This is a genomic window from Streptomyces sp. NPDC006923, from assembly GCF_040635655.1.
Lineage (GTDB): Bacteria > Actinomycetota > Actinomycetes > Streptomycetales > Streptomycetaceae > Streptomyces.
The window spans coordinates 131,460-150,407 of sequence record NZ_JBEYIF010000017.1 but is presented as its reverse complement, the minus strand read 5'-3'; the positions used below and the strand labels follow the sequence as shown (position 1 = coordinate 150,407).

Sequence of the window (18,948 nt, the reverse complement as noted above, 5' to 3'; positions counted from 1 at the left end):
TGCAGGCGATGCGGCATGGTGTGTTGCCGAGGACGTTGCATGTGGAGGAGCCGTCGCCGCATGTGGACTGGGAGTCGGGTGCGGTGGAGTTGTTGACCGAGGAGCGGGAGTGGCCCGAGGTGGACCGGCCGCGCCGTGCCGCCGTCTCCTCCTTCGGCTTCGGCGGCACCAACGCCCATGTGATAGTCGAGGAGGCCGGTCCGGAGCCCGTGACCGGGGACGTCACCGAGAACACGACCGGCGGCGTGGTGCCCTGGCTGCTGTCGGCCCGTACCCCGGAGGCGCTGAGCTCGCAGGCACGCCGGCTGCTCGCGATGGCCGAGGCGCGCGGCGAGCTGTCCGGGCCGGATGTGGCGTACTCCCTCGCCACCACGCGCGCCCGTTTCGGCCATGGCGCGGCGGTGGTCGGTGGCGACCGGGAGGCGCTGCTCGACGGGTTGCGGTCGCTGGTGGAGGGCCGGCCGGGCCCCGGTGTGGTGAGTGGTGTGCGGTCCCCGGGCAGGACGGCGTTCCTGTTCTCGGGGCAGGGTGCGCAGCGGGCCGGGATGGGACATGAGCTGTACGCGTCCTATCCGGTGTTCGCGGACGCGCTGGACGCGGTGTGCGCCGCCTTCGATCCGCATCTGCCACGCCCCCTGAAGTCCGTGATGTTCGCGGCCGAGGGCTCGGCGGAGGCCGCGCTGCTGGAGGAGACCGGCTTCACTCAGCCCGCGCTGTTCGCGTTCGAGGTGGCGCTGTTCCGGCTGCTGGAGTCCTGGGGTGTGACACCGGACGTGGTGGCGGGGCATTCGGTGGGAGAGCTGACGGCGGCGCATGTCTCGGGAATCCTGACCCTGAGCGATGGAGTGAGGCTGGTGGCCGCCCGGGCCGGGCTGATGCAGGCGCTGCCCCGGGGCGGGGCGATGGTGGCCGTCCAGGCGGCGGAGCAGGAGGTGGCTCCGCTGCTGGCGGGACGCGCGGGCGAGGTCGCCGTCGCCGCCGTGAACGGCCCCTCGGTGGTGGTGTCCGGAGACGAGGCGGCCGTGGCGGAGATCGCCGGTCATTTCGCCGCGCTGGGGCGCCGGACCAGCCGCCTGGCCGTGTCGCACGCCTTTCATTCGCCGCACATGGACGGAATGCTGGAGGACTTCCGTACGGCGGCCAAGGAAGTCACCTTCGGCGCCGCGGACATCCCCGTCGTGTCGACACTGACCGGACAGGTCGCCTCCGGTGACGATCTGCGGACCGCGGACTACTGGGTGGACCAGGTGCGGCACGCCGTCCGGTTCGCCGACGCGGCCCGCACACTGGAGGCGGAGGGCGTCACCACGCTGCTGGAGGTCGGCCCCGGCGGGGTGCTCAGCGCCCTGGTGGCAGGAGCCGTCGAGCAGCCCGACACCACTGTGGCCGTCCCCGCAGTGCGCGGCCGGCGGCCGGAGCCCGAGGAACTCGTCGCCGCGCTCTCCGCGCTGCACTGCCGAGGCGTGGTGGCGGACTGGCAGGCGTTCTTCGCCGGCACCGGGGCCCGCCGGGTGGAACTGCCCACCTACGCCTTCCAGCACCAGCCCTACTGGCTGCGCCCCGAGGTCACCGGATCCGCCCCGGCGGAGGACGCGCTGTTCCGGGTCGTATGGGCGCCGGCCACCGTACCGGCGCCGGAAGAGCCGCCGCACTGGGCGGTTCTCGCTCCGGCGGACCGGACGACCGAGGCACTGCCCGGCGCCGACCGGTTCCCCGATGTCGCGGGGATCGCCCGCGCGGTGGCGTCCGGCACACGGATCGACGCGGTACTCCTGCCCTTCCCGCCGGACCTCCCTTCGGAACGTGCCGTCGAAGGACCGCATCGCGCGCTGGCGCTGGTGCGCGAGTGGCTGGCCGAGGAGCGGCTGGCGGAGGTCCGGCTCGTGGTGCTGACCTCGGGCGCCGTGGCGGTGTCCGAAGGGGACGACCTCACTGATCTGGGCGGTGCGGCGGCCTGGGGACTGGTGCGCTCCGCGCAGTCCGAGGCACCCGGCCGCATCGTGCTGGTCGACGCGCACTCGGTGACGGACGAGGCACTGTCCGCCGTCGCGGTCGGGTCAGAGCCTCAGACGGCCGTACGCAAAGGCAGTGTGTTCACACCGGGGCTGACGGCCGTCCGTGGCGCAGGAGGCGACGGCCCGGTCTGGGATCCCGAGGGTACGGTCCTGATCACCGGCGGCACCGGTGCGCTCGGCGGTGTGTTCGCGCGGCACCTGGTGGCCGGGCACGGCGTACGTCATGTGCTGCTGGTCAGCCGCCAGGGCGAACGCTCCCCGGGCGCGGGCACGTTGACGGACGAACTGACCGGCCTGGGAGCCACGGTCACGGTCGCGGCCTGCGATGTCTCGGACCGGGAGGCCCTCGCCGCGCTGCTGGCGCGGATTCCGGAAGAGCATCCGCTGACCGGCGTCGTCCACACCGCCGGCGTCCTGGACAACGGTCTGCTCCCGGCGCAGGACACCGAACGGCTGGACCGGGTGCTGAGGCCGAAGGCCGACGCAGCCTGGCACCTGCACGAACTGACCAAGGACCTGGATCTCACCGCCTTTGTGCTCTTCTCCTCCACGGCGGGAGTCTTCGGCGCACCGGGTCAGTCCAACTACGCGGCGGCCAACGCCTTTCTGGACGCGCTCGCCCGGCACCGCGCCGCCCGGGGACTGCCCGCCACCTCGCTCGCCTGGGGCCTCTGGGGGAGCCGTGGTATCAACGCCGGTCTGACCGAGAGGGACATGACCCGATTCGCCCGGGACGGATTCCGGCCTGTCACCGAGGACGAGGGAAGGACCCTGTTCGACCGGGGGCTGGCCTCGGGTGTGGCGGCCCTGGTGGCCTCGCCGGTGATCTCTCCGGCGGTCACCACCGGCGCGCGGGCCGCCGGTACGGGCGAGGACACCAGCGCGCGCACGGCCGGGGAGCCGGCCCTGAGCGAACGGCTGGCGGGGCTGTCCCAAGCCGAGCGCGAGGAGTATCTGCTGCGCACCGTCACCACCACGGTCGCGGCGGTCCTGGGCCACCGGAGCCCGGCCGGAATCGCACCGGACCGGCCCTTCCAGGAGCTGGGCTTCGACTCGCTGACCGGTGTGGAACTGCGCAACCGGCTGGGCGCCGCGACCGGCGTCCGGCTGCCCGCCACCCTGGTCTTCGACCATCCGAACCCGGCCGCCCTCGCCGCGTATCTGCTGGCCGAGGCCGCCCCGGAAACCGTGGACCCGGCTCGCTCCGTGCACGAGGAACTGGACCGTATCGAGGCGTCGTTGGCGGAGCTTCCGCAGGACGACGAGGCCCGCTCCGGGATCTCCGTACGCCTCCAGACCCTGCTGGCGAAGGTGACCGCGCCCGTGGACACCACGGACACCGCACCGCGGCAGGACCTGATCGACTCCGCCTCGACGGACGAGATCTTCGCCTTCATCGACACCCAGCTCGGCCGCGCGGCGGGCTGACCGTCCGGCGCACCCTCCCGTATCGCGTTCATGGCATCGTGCCGTACCGAGGAGAGACTGATTCCGCATGTCCGCAGACAGGTCCAATGAGCAGAAGCAGGCCGAGGCCAAAGAGCAGAAGCTGGTCGACTACCTGAAATGGGTGACGACCGACCTGCAGAAGGCGCGCGAGCGGATCACCGAGCTGGAGACAGCCGGCGAGGAGCCCGTCGCGATCGTGGGGATGGCATGCCGGTTCCCCGGGGGTGTCACATCGCCGGACGATCTGTGGCGGCTGGTCGCGGACGGCACCGACGCGATCGGCGCGTTCCCCACCGACCGCGGCTGGGACCTGGAGGCGCTCTACAGCCCCGACCCCGAGGAGGCCGGCACCTCGTACACCCGGGAGGGCGGATTCCTCGACGGTGCCGCGCTGTTCGACCCCGGCTTCTTCGGCATCTCCCCGCGCGAGGCACTGGCGATGGACCCCCAGCAGCGGGTCCTGCTGGAGACCGCCTGGGAGGCGTTCGAGAACGCCGGGATCGATCCGGCCACGCTCAAGGGCTCGAAGACCGGTGTCTTCGCGGGTGTGGTGGAGCAGAGCTACCTGGGACTTGAGGGGCCCGAGGAGTTCGAGGGCTATCTGATGACCGGCAAGCTCAGCAGTGTCGCCTCCGGCCGGATCTCCTACACCTTCGGCCTGGAGGGCCCGGCGCTCTCGGTGGACACGGCATGTTCGTCGTCGCTGGTCGCCCTGCATCTGGCGGTACGGTCGGTGCGCAGCGGCGAGTCGACGCTCGCGCTGGCGGGCGGCGCCACCGTCACCGCGACGCCCGGCGGATTCGTGGACTTCTCGCGGCAGAAGGGACTGGCGCCCGACGGCCGGATCAAGTCGTTCTCCGCCTCGGCCGACGGCACCTCGTGGTCGGAAGGGGTCGGCCTGCTCGTCGTGGAGAAACTCTCGGACGCCCGCAGGAACGGCCATCGGGTGCTGGCCGTGGTGCGGGGCAGCGCGGTGAACCAGGACGGCGCCAGCAACGGTCTGACGGCTCCCAACGGTCCCTCGCAGGAGCGGGTGATCCGGCAGGCGCTGGCGAGCGCGGGTCTGACTGCGGCCGAGGTCGACGCGGTGGAGGCACATGGCACGGGGACCCGGCTCGGTGATCCGATCGAGGCCCAGGCCCTGCTCGCCACCTATGGGCAGAAACGCGAACAGCCTCTTCTGCTGGGCTCGTTGAAGTCCAACATCGGTCACACGGTCGCCGCCGCCGGTGTCGGTGGTGTGATCAAGATGGTGCAGGCGATGCGGCACGGTGTGCTGCCCAGAACACTGCACCTCGCGGAACCGACGCCAATGGTCGACTGGTCGGCCGGAGCCGTGGAACTCCTCGCCGAGGCCCGCCCCTGGCCCGCCCGCGCCGGGGGCCCCCGGCGCGCGGCCGTCTCCGCGTTCGGTGTCAGCGGCACCAACGCGCACGTCATCCTCGAACAGCCCGGCCCCGAGGACGGAGAACCGGCGGAGGACCGGCGGCCGGAGTCAGGACGCCTGCCCCTGGTGCCCTGGCAGCTCTCGGCGAGAACAGAGGACGCCCTCCGGGCTCAGGCCGCGCGGCTGTCCCAGTACGTCGGAGCGCACCCGGAACTGGACATCGCCGACATCGGCCTCTCCCTGGCCACCACCAGGACCGCACACGACCACGGCGCCACCGTCGTCGGCGGTGACCGGGCGGAACTGGCCGACGGGTTGCGGTCGTTGGCGGAGGGCCGGCCGGCCCCCGGTGTGGTGAGCGGTGTGCGGTCCCCGGGCAGGACGGCGTTCCTGTTCTCGGGGCAGGGCGCGCAGCGGGCCGGGATGGGACGTGAGCTGTACGCGTCCTGGCCCGCCTTCGCGAGCGCGCTGGACGAGGTGTGCGCGGCGCTCGACCCTCATCTCGAACGCCCGTTGCAACCCGTGATGTTCGCCGAGGAGGGCTCGGCGGAGGCCGCGCTGCTCACGGAGACCGGCTTTACCCAGCCCGCGCTGTTCGCGTTCGAGGTGGCGCTGTTCCGGCTGCTGGAGTCCTGGGGTGTCACACCGGACGCGGTCGCGGGGCATTCGGTGGGAGAGCTGGCGGCCGCGCATGTGTCCGGAGTGCTCGATCTGGCGGACGCCGCCTGGCTGGTCGCCTCCCGCGCCCGGCTGATGCAGGCGCTGCCCCGGGGTGGCGCGATGGTGGCCGTCCGCGTGGCGGAGCCGGAAGTGGCGGCGGCGCTGGCGGGCCGCGAACACGAAGTGAGCATCGCCGCCGTCAACGGACCGTCCTCCGTGGTGCTCTCCGGCGACACAGCGGCCGTGGCGGAGATCGCACGGCACTTCGAGGCGCAGGGCAGCCGGACAAACCGGCTGACGGTGTCCCACGCGTTCCACTCGCCGCACATGGACGCGATGCTGGAGGAGTTCCGTACGGCGGCGAAACGCGTCTCCTACCGTGATCCCCGTATCCCGGTGGTGTCGACACTGACCGGCCGGCTCGCCTCCGGCGACGAGCTGCGCTCCGCCGACTACTGGGTGAGCCAGGTCCGGCAGGCCGTACGGTTCGCCGAAGCCGTGACGGCCCTCCACGAACAGGGCGTGACGGCCTTCGCCGAGATCGGCCCCGACGGCGTCCTCACCGCCCTCGCCCGGAGCGTCCTCGCGGACCGGCCCGGCGCCGCCCTCACCATCGCCCTGCTGCGCCGGAACCAGCCGGAGTCCCGCAGCCTGGTGGGCGGGCTCGGACTGCTGCACCAGACCGGCACACGGCCCGACTGGCAGGCGTTCTACGCCGGCACCGGGGCCCGCACGGTGCCGCTGCCCACCTACGCCTTCCAGCACCAGCGCTACTGGGTGGAGGCGGCCGAGGCGCGTACGGACGCCACCGGGCTCGGACTTGAGCCGGCCGGGCATCCGCTGCTGGGCGCTGCCCTGCGGCTGGGAGAGAGCGACGAGGCGGTGTTCACCAGCCGGCTGTCGCTACGCACCCACCCCTGGCTGGCCGAACACACCGTGGACAACACGGCCGTCCTGCCGGTCGCCGCGCTGGTGGAGCTGGCGATACAGGCGGGCGACGAGGTCGGCTGCACCGCGCTGGACACGCTCACGGTCGAAACACCGCTGGTGCTGCCCGCCGACGGCGGCGTTCATGTGCGGATCACGGTCGGCGCGCCCGACGCGTCCGGCCACCATGCCCTCGCCTGCCACTCCCGCCCCGACGACACCGGTGCGTCCTGGGTACGGCACGCACACGGCCGGCTCAGCTCCGGCCCGCTCACCGCGCCGCACTCCGCCGGGGCGGCGGCACCCTGGCCGCCGGCCGGCGCCGAAACGCTTCCGGTGGCCGATGTGCTGTCGCGCCTCGCGGAAGCCGGAATACAGTACGGACCGGCCTTCCAGGGCCTCACCGGGCTGTGGCGGCACGGCGACGAACTGTTCGCCGAGGTCCTGCTGCCCGACGCGATGGCGGAACGGGCCCCCGAGTACGGGCTGCACCCCGCGTTGCTGGAAGCAGCGCTCCAGCCGCTGCTGCTCACCGGACCCACCAGCCGGGCGGGAACGCCCGCTCAGTGGCGTGGCGTACGCCTGTACGCCACCCACGCCACCGCCCTGCGGGTCCGTCTCGCTCCGGCGGACGGCTCGCCGGACGGATCTTTCACACTGCGCCTCACCGATCCGACGGGCCAACTCGTCGCCGAGGCGGACGCCGTGACCGTGCGGCCCTTCGACATCGCCGGCCTCGCCTCCGCGAAGAGCCGGCCCCATGACGCGCTCTTCGGGATCGAGTGGACGCCGTCCCCGCTGCCCGCGGCCGTCACCGAGCGCCGGTGGGCCCTGCTCGGTGGCGCCAGGACGGGCACCACCGCCTTCCCGACCGTGGCCGAGGCCGCCGCCGCGGTCGCGTCCGGAGCGCCGGTCGACGCCGTGTACGTACACCTGACCTCCGAGCGCGGGGCCGCCGACACCACCGCTTCGGTGCGTGACACCACCGGCCGGGCGCTGACGCTGGTGCGCGAATGGCTGGCGGAGGAGCGGCTTTCGGATGTGCCGCTGGTGGTGCTGACCTCCGGCGCGGTGGCGGTGTCGGACGGGGACGACATCACCGATCTGGGCGGTGCGGCGGCCTGGGGACTGTTGCGTTCGGCGCAGTCCGAAGCACCCGGCCGTGCCGTCCTTGTCGACCTGCCGTCCGGCGCGGCCACCGTCACGGACACGACCAGGGACACACTGCTGTCCGGTCTGCTGGCAGCCGGTGAGACCCAGGGCGCGATCCGCGAGGGCCGGGTGCTGGTGCCCCGCCTGGCCCGGATCCGGCGCGAGGACCGGGGCGCGGAGCCGGTCTGGAGCCCCGGGGGCACGGTGCTGATCACCGGCGGTACCGGTTCGCTCGGCGGCCTGTTCGCCAGACACCTGGTGTCCCGGCATGGAGTACGTCGTCTGCTTCTGGTGAGCCGTCGGGGCGAACAGGCAGCGGGGGCAACGGAGTTGGCCGGAGAGCTGACGGCACTGGGGGCGACGGTCACGGTCGAGGCGTGTGATGTCTCCGACCGTGCGGCGCTCGCCGCGCTGCTGGCCCGGGTACCGGAGGAGCATCCGCTGACCGGGGTCGTCCACACGGCGGGCATCCTGGACGACGGACTCGTCGCCGCGCAGAACGCGCGGCGGCTGGACGGCGTGCTGGGTCCGAAGGCCGACGCGGCCTGGCACCTGCACGAGCTGACCCGGGATCTGGACCTGACCGCCTTTGTGCTGTTCTCGTCCGTCGCCGCCGTGATCGGCGGGCCGGGCCAGTCCAACTACGCCGCGGCCAACAGCTTCCTGGACGCGCTCGCCCAGCACCGCGCCGCGCACGGACTGCCGGCCCTCTCCGTCGCCTGGGGCCTGTGGGAGCAGAGCTCCGGACTGACCGGCGGGCTGACCGAGACCGATCTCCGGCGCATCGCCCGCAGTGGCTTCCGCGCGGTCGCCACCGAGCAGGGCCCCGCGTTGCTCGACCTGGCGCTGCGGCTCGGCCGCCCGTACACCGTCGCCACCCCGCTGGACCTGGCGGTGCTCCGCGGCCAGTCCCAGGTGCCGGCCGTGCTCCGCTCCCTGGTCCGTACCCCGGTGCGCGGTGTCGCCCGCGCGGCAGCCGACGAGGGAGCCGGTCTCGCCGACCGGCTGGCCGGCCTGACCGAGGCGGAGCAGCAGGAGGTGGTGCTGAAGGCACTGCTCGACGCGATGGCCGGTGTCCTCGGGCACAGCGGCGGCCGGGGCATCGACCGCGAACGGCCCTTCTCTCAACTGGGGTTCGACTCGCTGACGTCGGTGGAACTGCGCAACCGGCTCGCCGCCGTGACCGGTCTGCGGCTGCCCGCCACTCTGGTTTTCGACCATCCGACCCCCGAGGCCCTGGCCGCCGGGCTGCGGGCCGAGATCCTCGCCGAGGGCGCCGGCCCTGCGGCCGACGGGCGGAGCGCCGCTCAGGACACCGTCGACTACGCGGCAGACATCCGTCTCGCCGATGACATCCGGCCCGCCGCCGAGATCGTGAGCGCCACCGGAAGTCCGCGGGAGATCCTGCTGACGGGAGCGAGCGGCTTCCTCGGTGCGTTTCTGCTGCGCGACCTGATGCGTACCACCGGGGCGCGGATCCACTGCCTGGTGCGCGGCGCCGACGAGGAAGCCGCGTACCAACGGCTGCGTACCAGTCTGGAGTGGTACCGGGTCTGGGAGGACATCGATCCCGACCGGCTCTCGGTCCTGGTCGGCGACCTCGCCGAGGAAGGACTCGGTCTGTCCCCGGAGGTCTTCGACGCGCTGGCCCGCACGGCCGATGTCGTCTACCACGCGGGCGCGACGGTCCACTGGCTGCATCCGTACTCGGCGCTGCGCGCGGCGAATGTCCGTGGCACCGAGGAGATACTCCGGCTGGCCGCGCGCCACCGCACGGTCCCGGTCCACTATGTCTCCACGGTCGGTGTCTTCGACGGTGCGGTGACCGAGGGTGTGCCGCTCAAGGTGACCGACCCCACCGGCCCGGCCGAAGCGCTGCCCAGCGGCTATCTGCGGAGCAAGTGGGTCGCCGAGCAGATCGTCGGGCTGGCCCGCGACCGGGGAATGCCCGTCTCGGTCTACCGCGTGGACGTGATCTCCGGCGACCAGCGCAACGGCGCCTGCCAGACCCGCGACTTCGTCTGGCTCAGCCTCAAGGGGCTGCTCCAGGCGGAGGCCGTGCCGTCCGGCGTCGACGGCCGCTTCCATCTGCTGCCCGTCGACTACGTCAGCGCGGCGATCATCGGGATCTCCGTCAAGCCCGAGACGGCCGGCGGCACCTTCCATCTGTTCAACCAGAGCTATCTGACCCTGTCCGACTGTGTGTCGCAGCTACGCGGCCTGGGGTACCGGCTGGGCGAGGCCGACTGGCAGCAGTGGAGCGCGGCGGTGCGGGCGGACCGGAACAACGCGCTACTGCCTCTCCTGCACGCGTTCGAGATGATGACCTCGGACACGGACGCCTTCTATCCGCCCATCGACACCACCGAGACGGAAGCGGCGCTGGAGGGCACGGGGATCAACTGCCCGCCGCTGACCGGGGAACTGTTCGCGACGTATGTGGACTTCTTTGTCCGGGAGGGGCATTTCCCGGCCGCTCACTGATCCGGGGCCGGGCCCACGCGGGCCGCCGGGACCGCGCCCGGAGACCGGCGGAGAGGAAGAACGGGGTGGTGGCCGTCCTGGCAGGAGGGCCACCACCCCGCTCCCGTCACCCCGGAGTCGCGCACGGGGAGACGAACACACCGACTTACCGACACTTTGCCACTTCGGCACACTGACACACGCTGTCGCAACCGACACCGAGACCGCCCGCTGTACGGCGGCCCCGCCCCGGCCGCTCGCGCGGGCCCGGCGGTCTACGCCTACGACCAGGACTTGACCAGCAGTGCCATGTGCCGGCCCGCCGTGAGCAGCGGCTGCTCGCTCTGGAAGACCTGTGAGGTCATCTCGGCGCCTTCGAGGGCGGACAGCACGGTGGAGGCGAGATCTTCTGCCGCCTCTTCGCTGAAACCGCTGCCGCGGAACTTGGCGGCCAGCACGTTCTGCCAGTTCCGCAGCGCCGCGTAGCAGGCTTCCTGGATACGCGGCGTGCGCCCGAGCGTCTCCAGAGCGGTCGAGGTGACCGGACAGCCGTCGGTCCAGCCCGACTCGCGCAGAGCGGTGGCGAGATGCCGGGCGCAGTTCTCCACCGCGACCGCCGGATCTTCCGCGCTGTCGAGCCCGGCACGGAGAGCGTCGGCGAACTCCTGGTCGCCGTGCTGGATCGCCGCGACGGCCAACTCCTCCTTGCCACCGGGGAAGAAGTGGTACACGGAACCGAGTGTGGCCTCGGCCTCCCGGGCGATCAGTTTGATCCCGGTGCCCTCGTATCCCTGCCGCTGGAGCAGTCGCGAAGCGGCGCGCACCACCCGCTCGCGCGTGCCGACCCCCGCCTCCGTGTCTCTGGCGCTCTCGCGGTGCGGCTTGGTCTCCATGTCATCAATCTACTTGATAGAGCGATCGTTCTGGAAGGCTGCTACATTGTTCTGGATAGATCGCTCGTTCTAGTGGATCGAGCCGGTCGCCCTGTCGCCGCTCCGTCCATCCCCATGCCTGAGCGGCGACAGGGCGGTTCACCCGAGATGAATCAAGGAGAGCTCCAGATGAGCAAGCAATCGGTAACTGTTATCGGTCTCGGTCCGATGGGCCAGGCGATGGTGAACACCTTCCTGGACAACGGCCACGAGGTGACCGTGTGGAACCGGACCGCCAGCAAGGCCGAGGCGCTTGTTGCCCGGGGTGCCACACTGGCCCCCACCGTCGAGGACGCGCTGAGCGCCAATGAGCTGATCGTGCTCAGCCTGACGGACTACGACGCGGTGTACGCCATTCTCGAGCCGGTGACGTCCTCCCTGTCCGGCAAGGTCATCGCCAACCTGAGCTCGGACACCCCGGACAAGGCACGCGAGGCGGCCAAGTGGGCGGCGAAGCACGGTGCGAAGCACCTCACCGGTGGTGTGCAGGTGCCGCCGCCGCTGATCGGCAAGCCCGAGTCCTCCACCTACTACAGCGGTCCGCAGGATGTTTTCGAGGCCCACGAGGAGACCCTGAAGGTCCTCACCAACGCGGACTACCGCGGCGAGGACGCCGGCCTCGCGGCCATGTACTACCAGGCCCAGATGACCATCTTCTGGACCACGATGCTGAGCTACTACCAGACCCTCGCGCTGGGCCAGGCCAACGGTGTCTCGGCGAAGGAACTGCTGCCCTACGCCACGATGATGACGTCGATGATGCCTCACTTCCTGGAGCTGTACGCGCAGCACGTGGACTCCGCGGAGTACCCGGGTGACGTGGACCGGCTGGCCATGGGAGCGGCCAGTGTCGACCACGTCCTGCACACGCACAAGGACGCGGGCGTCAGCACCGTGCTGCCGGCCGCCGTCGCTGAGATCTTCAACGCCGGTATGGCGAAGGGCTTCGGCGAGAACAGCTTCTCCAGCCTCATCGAGGTGCTGAAGAAGCCCGCCGTCTGAGCCTGCGGTTCCACGGACCGAGGACATGGCCTCGGTCCGTACTGTCCCCGGCGCGGGTGGCCCGGCCTGTGCCACGCGCCCACCGGGGACGGTACGGGTCTTCGCCGTGCCCCGAACCGGGTCTCCGCGGACAGTCCCCGGAGACCCGGCCCTCAGTGCCTCACCCGGTAGTCGGCGAGGCCCGGCGGCTCTTCGTCAGGCCAGCGCCGCCGCCTGCTCGGCCGCCCGGAAGCCGGACTCGATCGCTCCCTCGATGAACGCGCCGTGCCAGCCCCTCGCGATGTCGGCACCCGCGAACACAATGCGGCCGTGCGGTTCCTCGATCCTGGGAAAGAGCTGAAGCAGTTGATTGGGCCGGCGCAGACCCCAGCCCCCCATCGTGTACTGGTCCTTGGCCCACTCCATCGCCTGGTAGCGGATGAGTGTGGTCCCGGGCAGGAACTGCTGGACGGCCGCCTGCACCTGAGCCGCGTTGTTGACGTTCAGCGAGGGACCGGTGAACGCGATGAACAACCGCCCGTCGGAGAGCTGCTGTTGCGGCACCATGAGAAGGATCGGCGAGCCCTCGCCCGCCTGGGCGGCCGTCGCCGGGACATTGCCCCGGACATGGACCCACATCTTGGTGGCGTGCGGTACGCCGATGCCCTGAGTGGTGGCCTGCGTGTGCGCGGCGGGCAGCCCGGGGCTGAAGGTGATGGTCTTCCACACATTGGCGGGAGTGGCCACGACCACCACCGGCGAGACGAACCGGGCGCCGGCGGCGGTCTCGACCGTCACCAGTCCGTTCGACTCGGTCACCTTCTTCACCGGGGAGTTGAGACGTATGTCGGCCCGGGACTCGTCGAACATCGCCTGGAGCGCCGCCGTCATGCCGCCCGTGGGTCTCAGACTCATCGTGGTCGAGTAGGTGCCGTACGAGCCGCCGGAGAGCTGGATCCACTGGGCCATACCGGTCAGCGACCCACGGGTGCTGGGTCCGCCGGAGTACACGGACGTCTCGCTGTTGAGCCACTGCAGCTCAGTCGGCGAAAGCTGCATCTGCCCGAGCCGGTCGGCCAGCGACAGCGGGTCCACCGCCGCCAGCAGGTCCTTGCGGAACAGCGGCTCGTGGGGCCGCTCGAAGTACTTCTCCGATCCCGCGTAGAACTCACCCCACAACTTGCCGAGGGTGTTGTACGCGTCCGCGGGCGGAAGGATCTGGAACCCCTGGTCCCCGGGGAGGACGACCTGTTCGGCGGCGACGTCCTCGAAGGTGCTCAGCTTGTAGCGGTTGAGTTCCTTGTGGATCAGTGTCTGCTGGGGACCGAGCCAGCTCCCGCCTATCTCGACCTGTGCGCCGGAGAAGGTCCCGGTCCAGATCCGGCCACCGATCCGGTTCCGCGCTTCGAGCACGAGCGGCTTCAGACCCCGGAGCGCGAGCTCCCTCGCCACGGTGCCGCCCGCGTATCCGGCGCCGATGACAATGGCGTCCACCGTCGCGGCGTCCTTGGCCCGTGCCACACCGGCCGTGGCCGGAATGAGCGGGGCGGACAGCGCGGCCGCGCCGGCTGCCTTGAGAAGGCTGCGGCGACCGAACCGGCGGTCGGCCGGATGGCTGGATTGAGTGCCACGGAAAGACATGAATGTACTCCACTGATGTTGGGTGTCGGGTGTTCGCCATCGGGCGGAGGAACGCACGCCGAATCAGCCGGGCGCACGGCATCGACTGACGTCTCGTAAGCCGTGGCCTGCTGAATCGCTGTGCGGTGCAGAGGCACACCGGAGACAAACGGCGTCAGCTCGTCGTCATGGAATGCTGCGGCCTACATCTGGGCGCTCTGCGTCATATGCGGGTGCCGAAAAAGATCCGCGCCGTCATTCCCCCTGGAAGCGGAGCGGAAGGCGGTGGGAAGCGGCCGTCACGTCTGCGAGTGGAAGGCTGCGCTGCCTCCGGACGTGACCGCCGCGTGAAGAATGGCTATTTTCTGCGCTTCCGGGGTGCCCCCGGATGTGTCTGGTCATTGCTGTTCCCCCCGTGCACGGCTCGGCGCAAAACATCCTTGTTCTTTGCGCCGAAGCCTTGCTCATGACTGTAAAGGGCGCCCGTCACCGACCGGACTATGTCCGCCCATTGCACGGTAATAATTCGCACATTGAGGTTTCGCGCGAATACTCTCTGGGAATGAGACCGCACTCTCCGAGATCAGGGACTGCGCCGCCGTCCCCGGCGTGCCCAGAATGCTCACCGAAAGCACAAATGCCCCCGGTCGAAGGACCGGGGGCACTCATGGATCACTTGAACATGGATCACGTGAACGGCAGTCGGGGCACAGGACCGGGACAAGGGCGGTTCAGGGGCCGGGGACACCCGGGCGCACCCGTCCCCGGGAAACGTCCCGGGGATGCCGGGGCCGGTGGCGCCGCGGGGGCCCCGACGAGCCGGCGCGACCGCCCGGCGCCGGTCAGATGTACTCGGTACCGGGCTCCAGGCCGAGGAGCACCCGGCCGTGTGCCTCCAGGGAGCTGACGGGGGTCAGCAGACCGTGCAGCGACAGGGCCGAGATGTCCCGGTAGACCCGCTGGAAGGCGTTGCCGCGCGAGATCGTCGAGGCGGAGGAGATGTTGTACAGCACCTCGACCGCCTCCTTGGCCGTCTGCACGACATAGCCGACCTGGCCGCGGACGGCGGCCTTCGCCGCGACGGTCATCTTCTCGCCGGCGTCCTCGGTGGTCTGGATGCTCTCCAGCCAGACCTGCTGCAGCGCCTCGCACGCCGCGATCTTGTTGGCCGCGGTCGCCACCTGGATCTGGGTGTACGGATGCGCGCTCTGCTCCGTCCAGTCCGTGTAGGTGATTCCCTTGCCGGGGAGCCGTTCGAGGAAGAGGTCGAGCGCGGCCTTCGCGAGGCCGATGTACACCGGCGCGCAGGTCGCCAATATGTAGCTGATGAGGTTGTAGTTGCGGCCGTTTACGTCCGCGTTCCAGCGCTCCCGGGTCGAGGCGTCGTACACGGTGGCGTCGACCACACGGTGAGCGGGGACGAATACGTCCTTCACCGTGGACGTGACGCTTCCCGTTCCCGCCGCGCCGAAGGTGTCCCAGTCGTCAGCGACCGAGACATCCGCGATCGGCACGATCGCGAAGAGCTCTTCATGCGATCCGTCCGGCAGCTCCGTGATGGCGGCGCATATGTTCCATTCGGCCCCCCGGACACCGGTGTTAAAACGCCAGGTGCCATTCAGGATGTATCCGCCGTCGGTCGCCTTGAGCGTTCCCGACGGGGTGAAACCACCGGAGATCCGGACCGATCCGTTCGCGAAGATTTCTTCCTGAGCCTTGTCCGGATACAGGCTCGCGATCCAGGTGCTCGACATCCAGACCGACGCGACCCAGCCGGTCGAACCGCAGCTCCGGGCGATCTCGGACAGGATCTCGGCCTGGTCGGTGGCCGAAAGATCCAGGCCGCCGAAACGCTCCGGCACCGCGACGCCGAACACGCCCGCGTCCTTGAGCAGCTCGATACTCTCTTCCGGTATCCAGCGCCCGGACTCCGCCGCTGAGCTGTTTTCCCTCAGCGTCGGAGAGATTTTCCTGACGGCGTCGAGCACCACCGCGAGGTTCTCCTGGGACGTAGCCATACTGCCCCCTCCAATCATCACAATGTGTAGATCGAGGTCAGCGATCCCTCGACAACTGCCGCGGGTCACCTTACCGGCCGGGTATGGAAACGCTTCTGTGCTCCGGTCATGCTCCGGTAATCGACGCTTCACCGGCGTTGTCAGAATTCTCTATTACCGAATGATGGGTGGTCGGTTGGGTCGGGCGCCGAATTCTCCGCCATGGACGAAAGGCGCCGGAACTATTACGTGCCGATGGCGGCGCGGGGGCGCGTCACGCGCGTACCCGCGCGGAAAGGCGGTGGTAATTCCGGTGAGGAGAATGGCCGCCGTGAGTCCCCGGCGCACGCCCGCCGATGTGCGGGGATCATGAATGGACCTGGCGAGCGTGGGCAGGCGCACCGCGAGACATTGGGAACACACGCTCCCGCACTACAGGAGGTCAGCCATGACCACTCCGCACCCCGACCCGGTCCCTCCGTCGCCCACACCGACGCCAGGACCGCAGGGACCCGAGCCGGGGCCGCTGCCGGGACCGGCGCCCATCCCCACGCCGCCGCCGCGTCCGTCACCGCCGCCGAGCCCCAGCCCCGTGCCTGCGCCGGACCCGATCCCCAGCCCGCCGGGCCCCGACCCCGTACCGGAGCCGGAGCCCTCACCCGGGCCGCTCAGCTGATCAGCCGGACTGGACCTCGGTCCGGTCGGCGCCCCAGAGGGTGTGGAACGAGCCCTCCCGGTCGGTGCGCCGGTAGGTGTGCGCGCCGAAGAAGTCGCGCTGCGCCTGGGTGAGCGCGGCGGGCAGCCGCTCCGCGCGCAGTGCGTCGTAGTAGGCGAGCGCCGCGGAGAAGCCCGGCGTCGGCACGCCCTGGTGCACCGCGGTGGCGACCACATCGCGCCAGTCGTCCTGCGCCGCGCCGATCTCCTCGGCGAACTGCTTGTCCGACAGCAGGCTCGGCAGGTCGGGCCTGCTGTCGAACGCCTCGCGGATACGGTCGAGGAACGCGGCGCGGATGATGCAGCCGGCCCGCCAGATCGCGGCCACCGAACCGAGGTCGATGTCCCAGTCGTACTCCTCGCTGCCGGCCTGGATCTGGTGGAAGCCCTGGGTGTACGACACGATCTTGGACGCGTACAGCGCCTGCTCGACCTGGTCGGCGAAGCGCGCGGCCTCCGACTCGCTCAGCGGCTTCGTCTTCGGGCCCGGCAGCGAATGGGACGCCTCACGCAGGCCCACATGTCCGGACAGTGAGCGGGCGAAGACCGCCTCGGCGATACCGGAGACCGGCACGCCCAGGTCGAGGGCGACCTGTACGGTCCAGCGGCCGGTGCCCTTCTGCTCGGCCTGGTCGGCCACGACGTCCACGAAGGGCTTGCCGGTCGCCTCGTCGGTGTGGGCGAGCACCTCGGCCGTGATCTCGATCAGATAGGAGTCGAGCCGGCCGGTGTTCCAGGTCCGGAACGTCTCCGCGATCTTGGCGGGGGAGTAGCCCGCGACGGAACGCAGCAGGTGGTAGGCCTCGGCGATGAGCTGCATATCGGCGTACTCGATGCCGTTGTGCACCATCTTCACGTAGTGGCCCGCGCCGTCCGGGCCGATGTGGGCCACCGTGGGCGCCCCGTCGGGAGCCTTCGCGGCGATCTTCTCCAGCAGCGGACCGAGCGACTTGTACGACTCGGCGGAGCCGCCGGGCATGATGCTCGGCCCGTGCAGCGCGCCCTCCTCGCCGCCCGAGATGCCCACTCCGACGAAGTGGATACCGCGCTCGCGCAGCTCCTTCTCGCGGCGGCGGGTGTCGGCGAAGTGGGCGTTGCCGCCGTCGATGATGACGTCGCCCTTCTCCAGCAGCGGGGCGAACTCCTCGATCACGGCGTCCGTCGGATCGCCGGCCTTCACCATGATGACCAGGCGGCGCGGACGCTCCAGCGCCGCGACGAAGTCCTCGGCGGACTCGGCCGCGACAAAGGTGCCCTCGTCGCCGAACTCGTCGACCAAGGCCCGGGTTTTCGACGCGGTGCGGTTGTGCACGGCGACCGTGAAGCCATTGCGGGCGAAGTTCCGGGCAAGATTGCGCCCCATTACCGCGAGCCCCGTGACGCCGATCTGGGCAGTACCACTCATTGCTTGTACTCCTGGATTCTCTCGGACGGAACGTTGTGCCGCGTCCGCCGCCGGACGCGGTCATTCATCAATCGTCAAGCCGCCTGGACCGTTTCGCATTCCGGGTTCCTCGTGTGGTGTCGTGTCCGCCGGGTCGGCGCGACCGCGAGGTGCCGGGTCGGAGGGTCCTGGGAGCACGCGTGGGGAGGACATCGCCGCTCCTGGCCGGAGCCGGCGACGGTGGGCGCCGGTCCTGTTCCGGTGGGCGCCGGACGTACCGGAGCCGCGCGGGCCGTGTCCCTCAATCCGTTGTCGTGCTGTGGGTGATCCTTTCACAACAGACCGGCTTCCCGTCGGTGGAAGGGACGGGAAACAGCCACAGCCGTGCAGTGTGTTTGAGTGGGTGTCAGGCGGGGTCGCGCGACCCCGCCCGATTCACCGGCCCCGCCGGTCGTACACTCCCCGGTACGCGCGGCGGCGCTGATGCCGTCCGTATCCCCGGTCCGAAGGAAGTCCATGACCCGGATGCCGGGCACTGTCAGGTCCGTCCGCGCCATGCTCTGTGCCGTGGGCGCGCTGAACGCGGTGGGCGCCGGGTGGTTCGCGGTGGCCGGTGTCACCTTCGAGAGCGGCGCTCTGGGCCTGGTGGGAGTGGTAGCCCTCCTCCTGGCGGCGATCCTGGCCGGCGCGCTGGCCACGATCTCCCTCGTGATCGCTTCGAAGTTCGCGAAGGGCGGCGACGGCGTCAGGACCGGCGGGGTGGTCATCGGCTCCTTGACCGCCGCCGTTGGCGCGGTCGGCATGACGGCGGACAGTGGCGCGTGGGGCGCCGGCATCGTGGCGGGTGGCGTGATGGTCGCCCTCTGCACCGGACGGGACAGCAGGGACTGGTTCGACCGCCCGCGCCCGTAGGGGCACGCCGCGCACCGCCCCGTCCGTCCGCCTGTCCGTCTGCGATCGTCCCGAGCGCGAGGGTCCGAGAGCGGGCGGCATGTCCCGATCTTCGGGCCTTGGGGGTTGTCCCCGTCATCGGCTCGCGGAGACCGCCGTTTCTTTCCGGCAGAACGGCGCCCGGCCGTCTGGCGGCCCACAAGGGCATTCCGTAATTTATTGATTTATCGAACAAACGCCGCAACATGCCTGAGCATGCGTCAGATCTGTTGATATGGGGCTCCGAGGGGCCCCTCGACTTGTCAGATGCTTGACAAGTCTAGACCAATGCCAGTTAAATCAACGGAAGATTGGTGCGTGACGGCACAAATGCGTC

The 18,948-nt window shown here is 70.5% G+C and carries 8 protein-coding genes; 4 read left to right on the top strand and 4 right to left on the bottom strand.

What is annotated here, in order from left to right:
- Positions 1–41 precede the first annotated feature (41 nt).
- Positions 42–3,443 carry an SDR family NAD(P)-dependent oxidoreductase gene (locus tag ABZ707_RS27850; protein WP_360180085.1) on the top strand — a complete coding sequence of 1,134 codons (3,402 nt, stop codon included), beginning with the start codon at positions 42–44 and terminating at the stop codon, positions 3,441–3,443.
- Positions 3,444–3,510: 67 nt separating this feature from the next.
- Positions 3,511–10,074 carry a thioester reductase domain-containing protein gene (locus tag ABZ707_RS27845; protein ID WP_360180083.1) on the top strand — a complete coding sequence of 2,188 codons (6,564 nt, stop codon included), beginning with the start codon at positions 3,511–3,513 and terminating at the stop codon, positions 10,072–10,074.
- A gap of 260 nt (positions 10,075–10,334) precedes the next feature.
- Here the strand turns inward: ABZ707_RS27845 and ABZ707_RS27840 are convergent, their stop codons facing one another.
- Complete coding sequence (locus ABZ707_RS27840; protein ID WP_360180081.1) at positions 10,335–10,946, bottom strand: TetR/AcrR family transcriptional regulator; 612 nt, start codon at positions 10,944–10,946, stop codon at positions 10,335–10,337.
- A gap of 168 nt (positions 10,947–11,114) precedes the next feature.
- Here ABZ707_RS27840 and ABZ707_RS27835 point away from each other — a divergent pair, with 168 nt between their 5' ends.
- Positions 11,115–11,987 (top strand): NAD(P)-binding domain-containing protein, encoded by an 873-nt coding sequence (locus ABZ707_RS27835; protein WP_360180079.1) that lies wholly within the window; start codon positions 11,115–11,117, stop codon positions 11,985–11,987.
- A gap of 195 nt (positions 11,988–12,182) precedes the next feature.
- Here the strand turns inward: ABZ707_RS27835 and ABZ707_RS27830 are convergent, their stop codons facing one another.
- The 3 genes from ABZ707_RS27830 to gndA all read right to left on the bottom strand — a co-directional run bounded on the left by ABZ707_RS27830 (position 12,183) and on the right by gndA (position 17,702).
- A complete protein-coding gene (locus tag ABZ707_RS27830; protein ID WP_360180077.1) occupies positions 12,183–13,607 on the bottom strand; it encodes an NAD(P)/FAD-dependent oxidoreductase in 1,425 nt (474 codons plus the stop codon).
- 821 nt (positions 13,608–14,428) lie between these two features.
- Positions 14,429–15,604 (bottom strand): acyl-CoA dehydrogenase family protein, encoded by a 1,176-nt coding sequence (locus ABZ707_RS27825; protein WP_360180075.1) that lies wholly within the window; start codon positions 15,602–15,604, stop codon positions 14,429–14,431.
- 655 nt (positions 15,605–16,259) lie between these two features.
- Positions 16,260–17,702, bottom strand: coding sequence for an NADP-dependent phosphogluconate dehydrogenase (gndA, locus tag ABZ707_RS27820; RefSeq protein ID WP_360180073.1), 1,443 nt, complete (start codon positions 17,700–17,702; stop codon positions 16,260–16,262).
- Between the two features lie 495 nt (positions 17,703–18,197).
- Between gndA and ABZ707_RS27815 the strand changes: the two genes are divergently transcribed.
- Positions 18,198–18,593, top strand: coding sequence for a hypothetical protein (locus ABZ707_RS27815; protein WP_360180071.1), 396 nt, complete (start codon positions 18,198–18,200; stop codon positions 18,591–18,593).
- Positions 18,594–18,948 lie beyond the last annotated feature (355 nt).

Coding starts and splice junctions, on each gene's coding strand:
- ABZ707_RS27845 (WP_360180083.1), top strand. CDS start 3,511: ATGTCCGCAGACAGGTCCAATGAGCAGAAGCAGGCCGAGGCCAAAGAG.
- ABZ707_RS27840 (WP_360180081.1), bottom strand. CDS start 10,946: ATGGAGACCAAGCCGCACCGCGAGAGCGCCAGAGACACGGAGGCGGGG.
- ABZ707_RS27830 (WP_360180077.1), bottom strand. CDS start 13,607: ATGTCTTTCCGTGGCACTCAATCCAGCCATCCGGCCGACCGCCGGTTC.
- gndA (WP_360180073.1), bottom strand. CDS start 17,702: ATGAGTGGTACTGCCCAGATCGGCGTCACGGGGCTCGCGGTAATGGGG.
- ABZ707_RS27815 (WP_360180071.1), top strand. CDS start 18,198: ATGACCCGGATGCCGGGCACTGTCAGGTCCGTCCGCGCCATGCTCTGT.
- ABZ707_RS27835 (WP_360180079.1), top strand. CDS start 11,115: ATGAGCAAGCAATCGGTAACTGTTATCGGTCTCGGTCCGATGGGCCAG.
- ABZ707_RS27825 (WP_360180075.1), bottom strand. CDS start 15,604: ATGGCTACGTCCCAGGAGAACCTCGCGGTGGTGCTCGACGCCGTCAGG.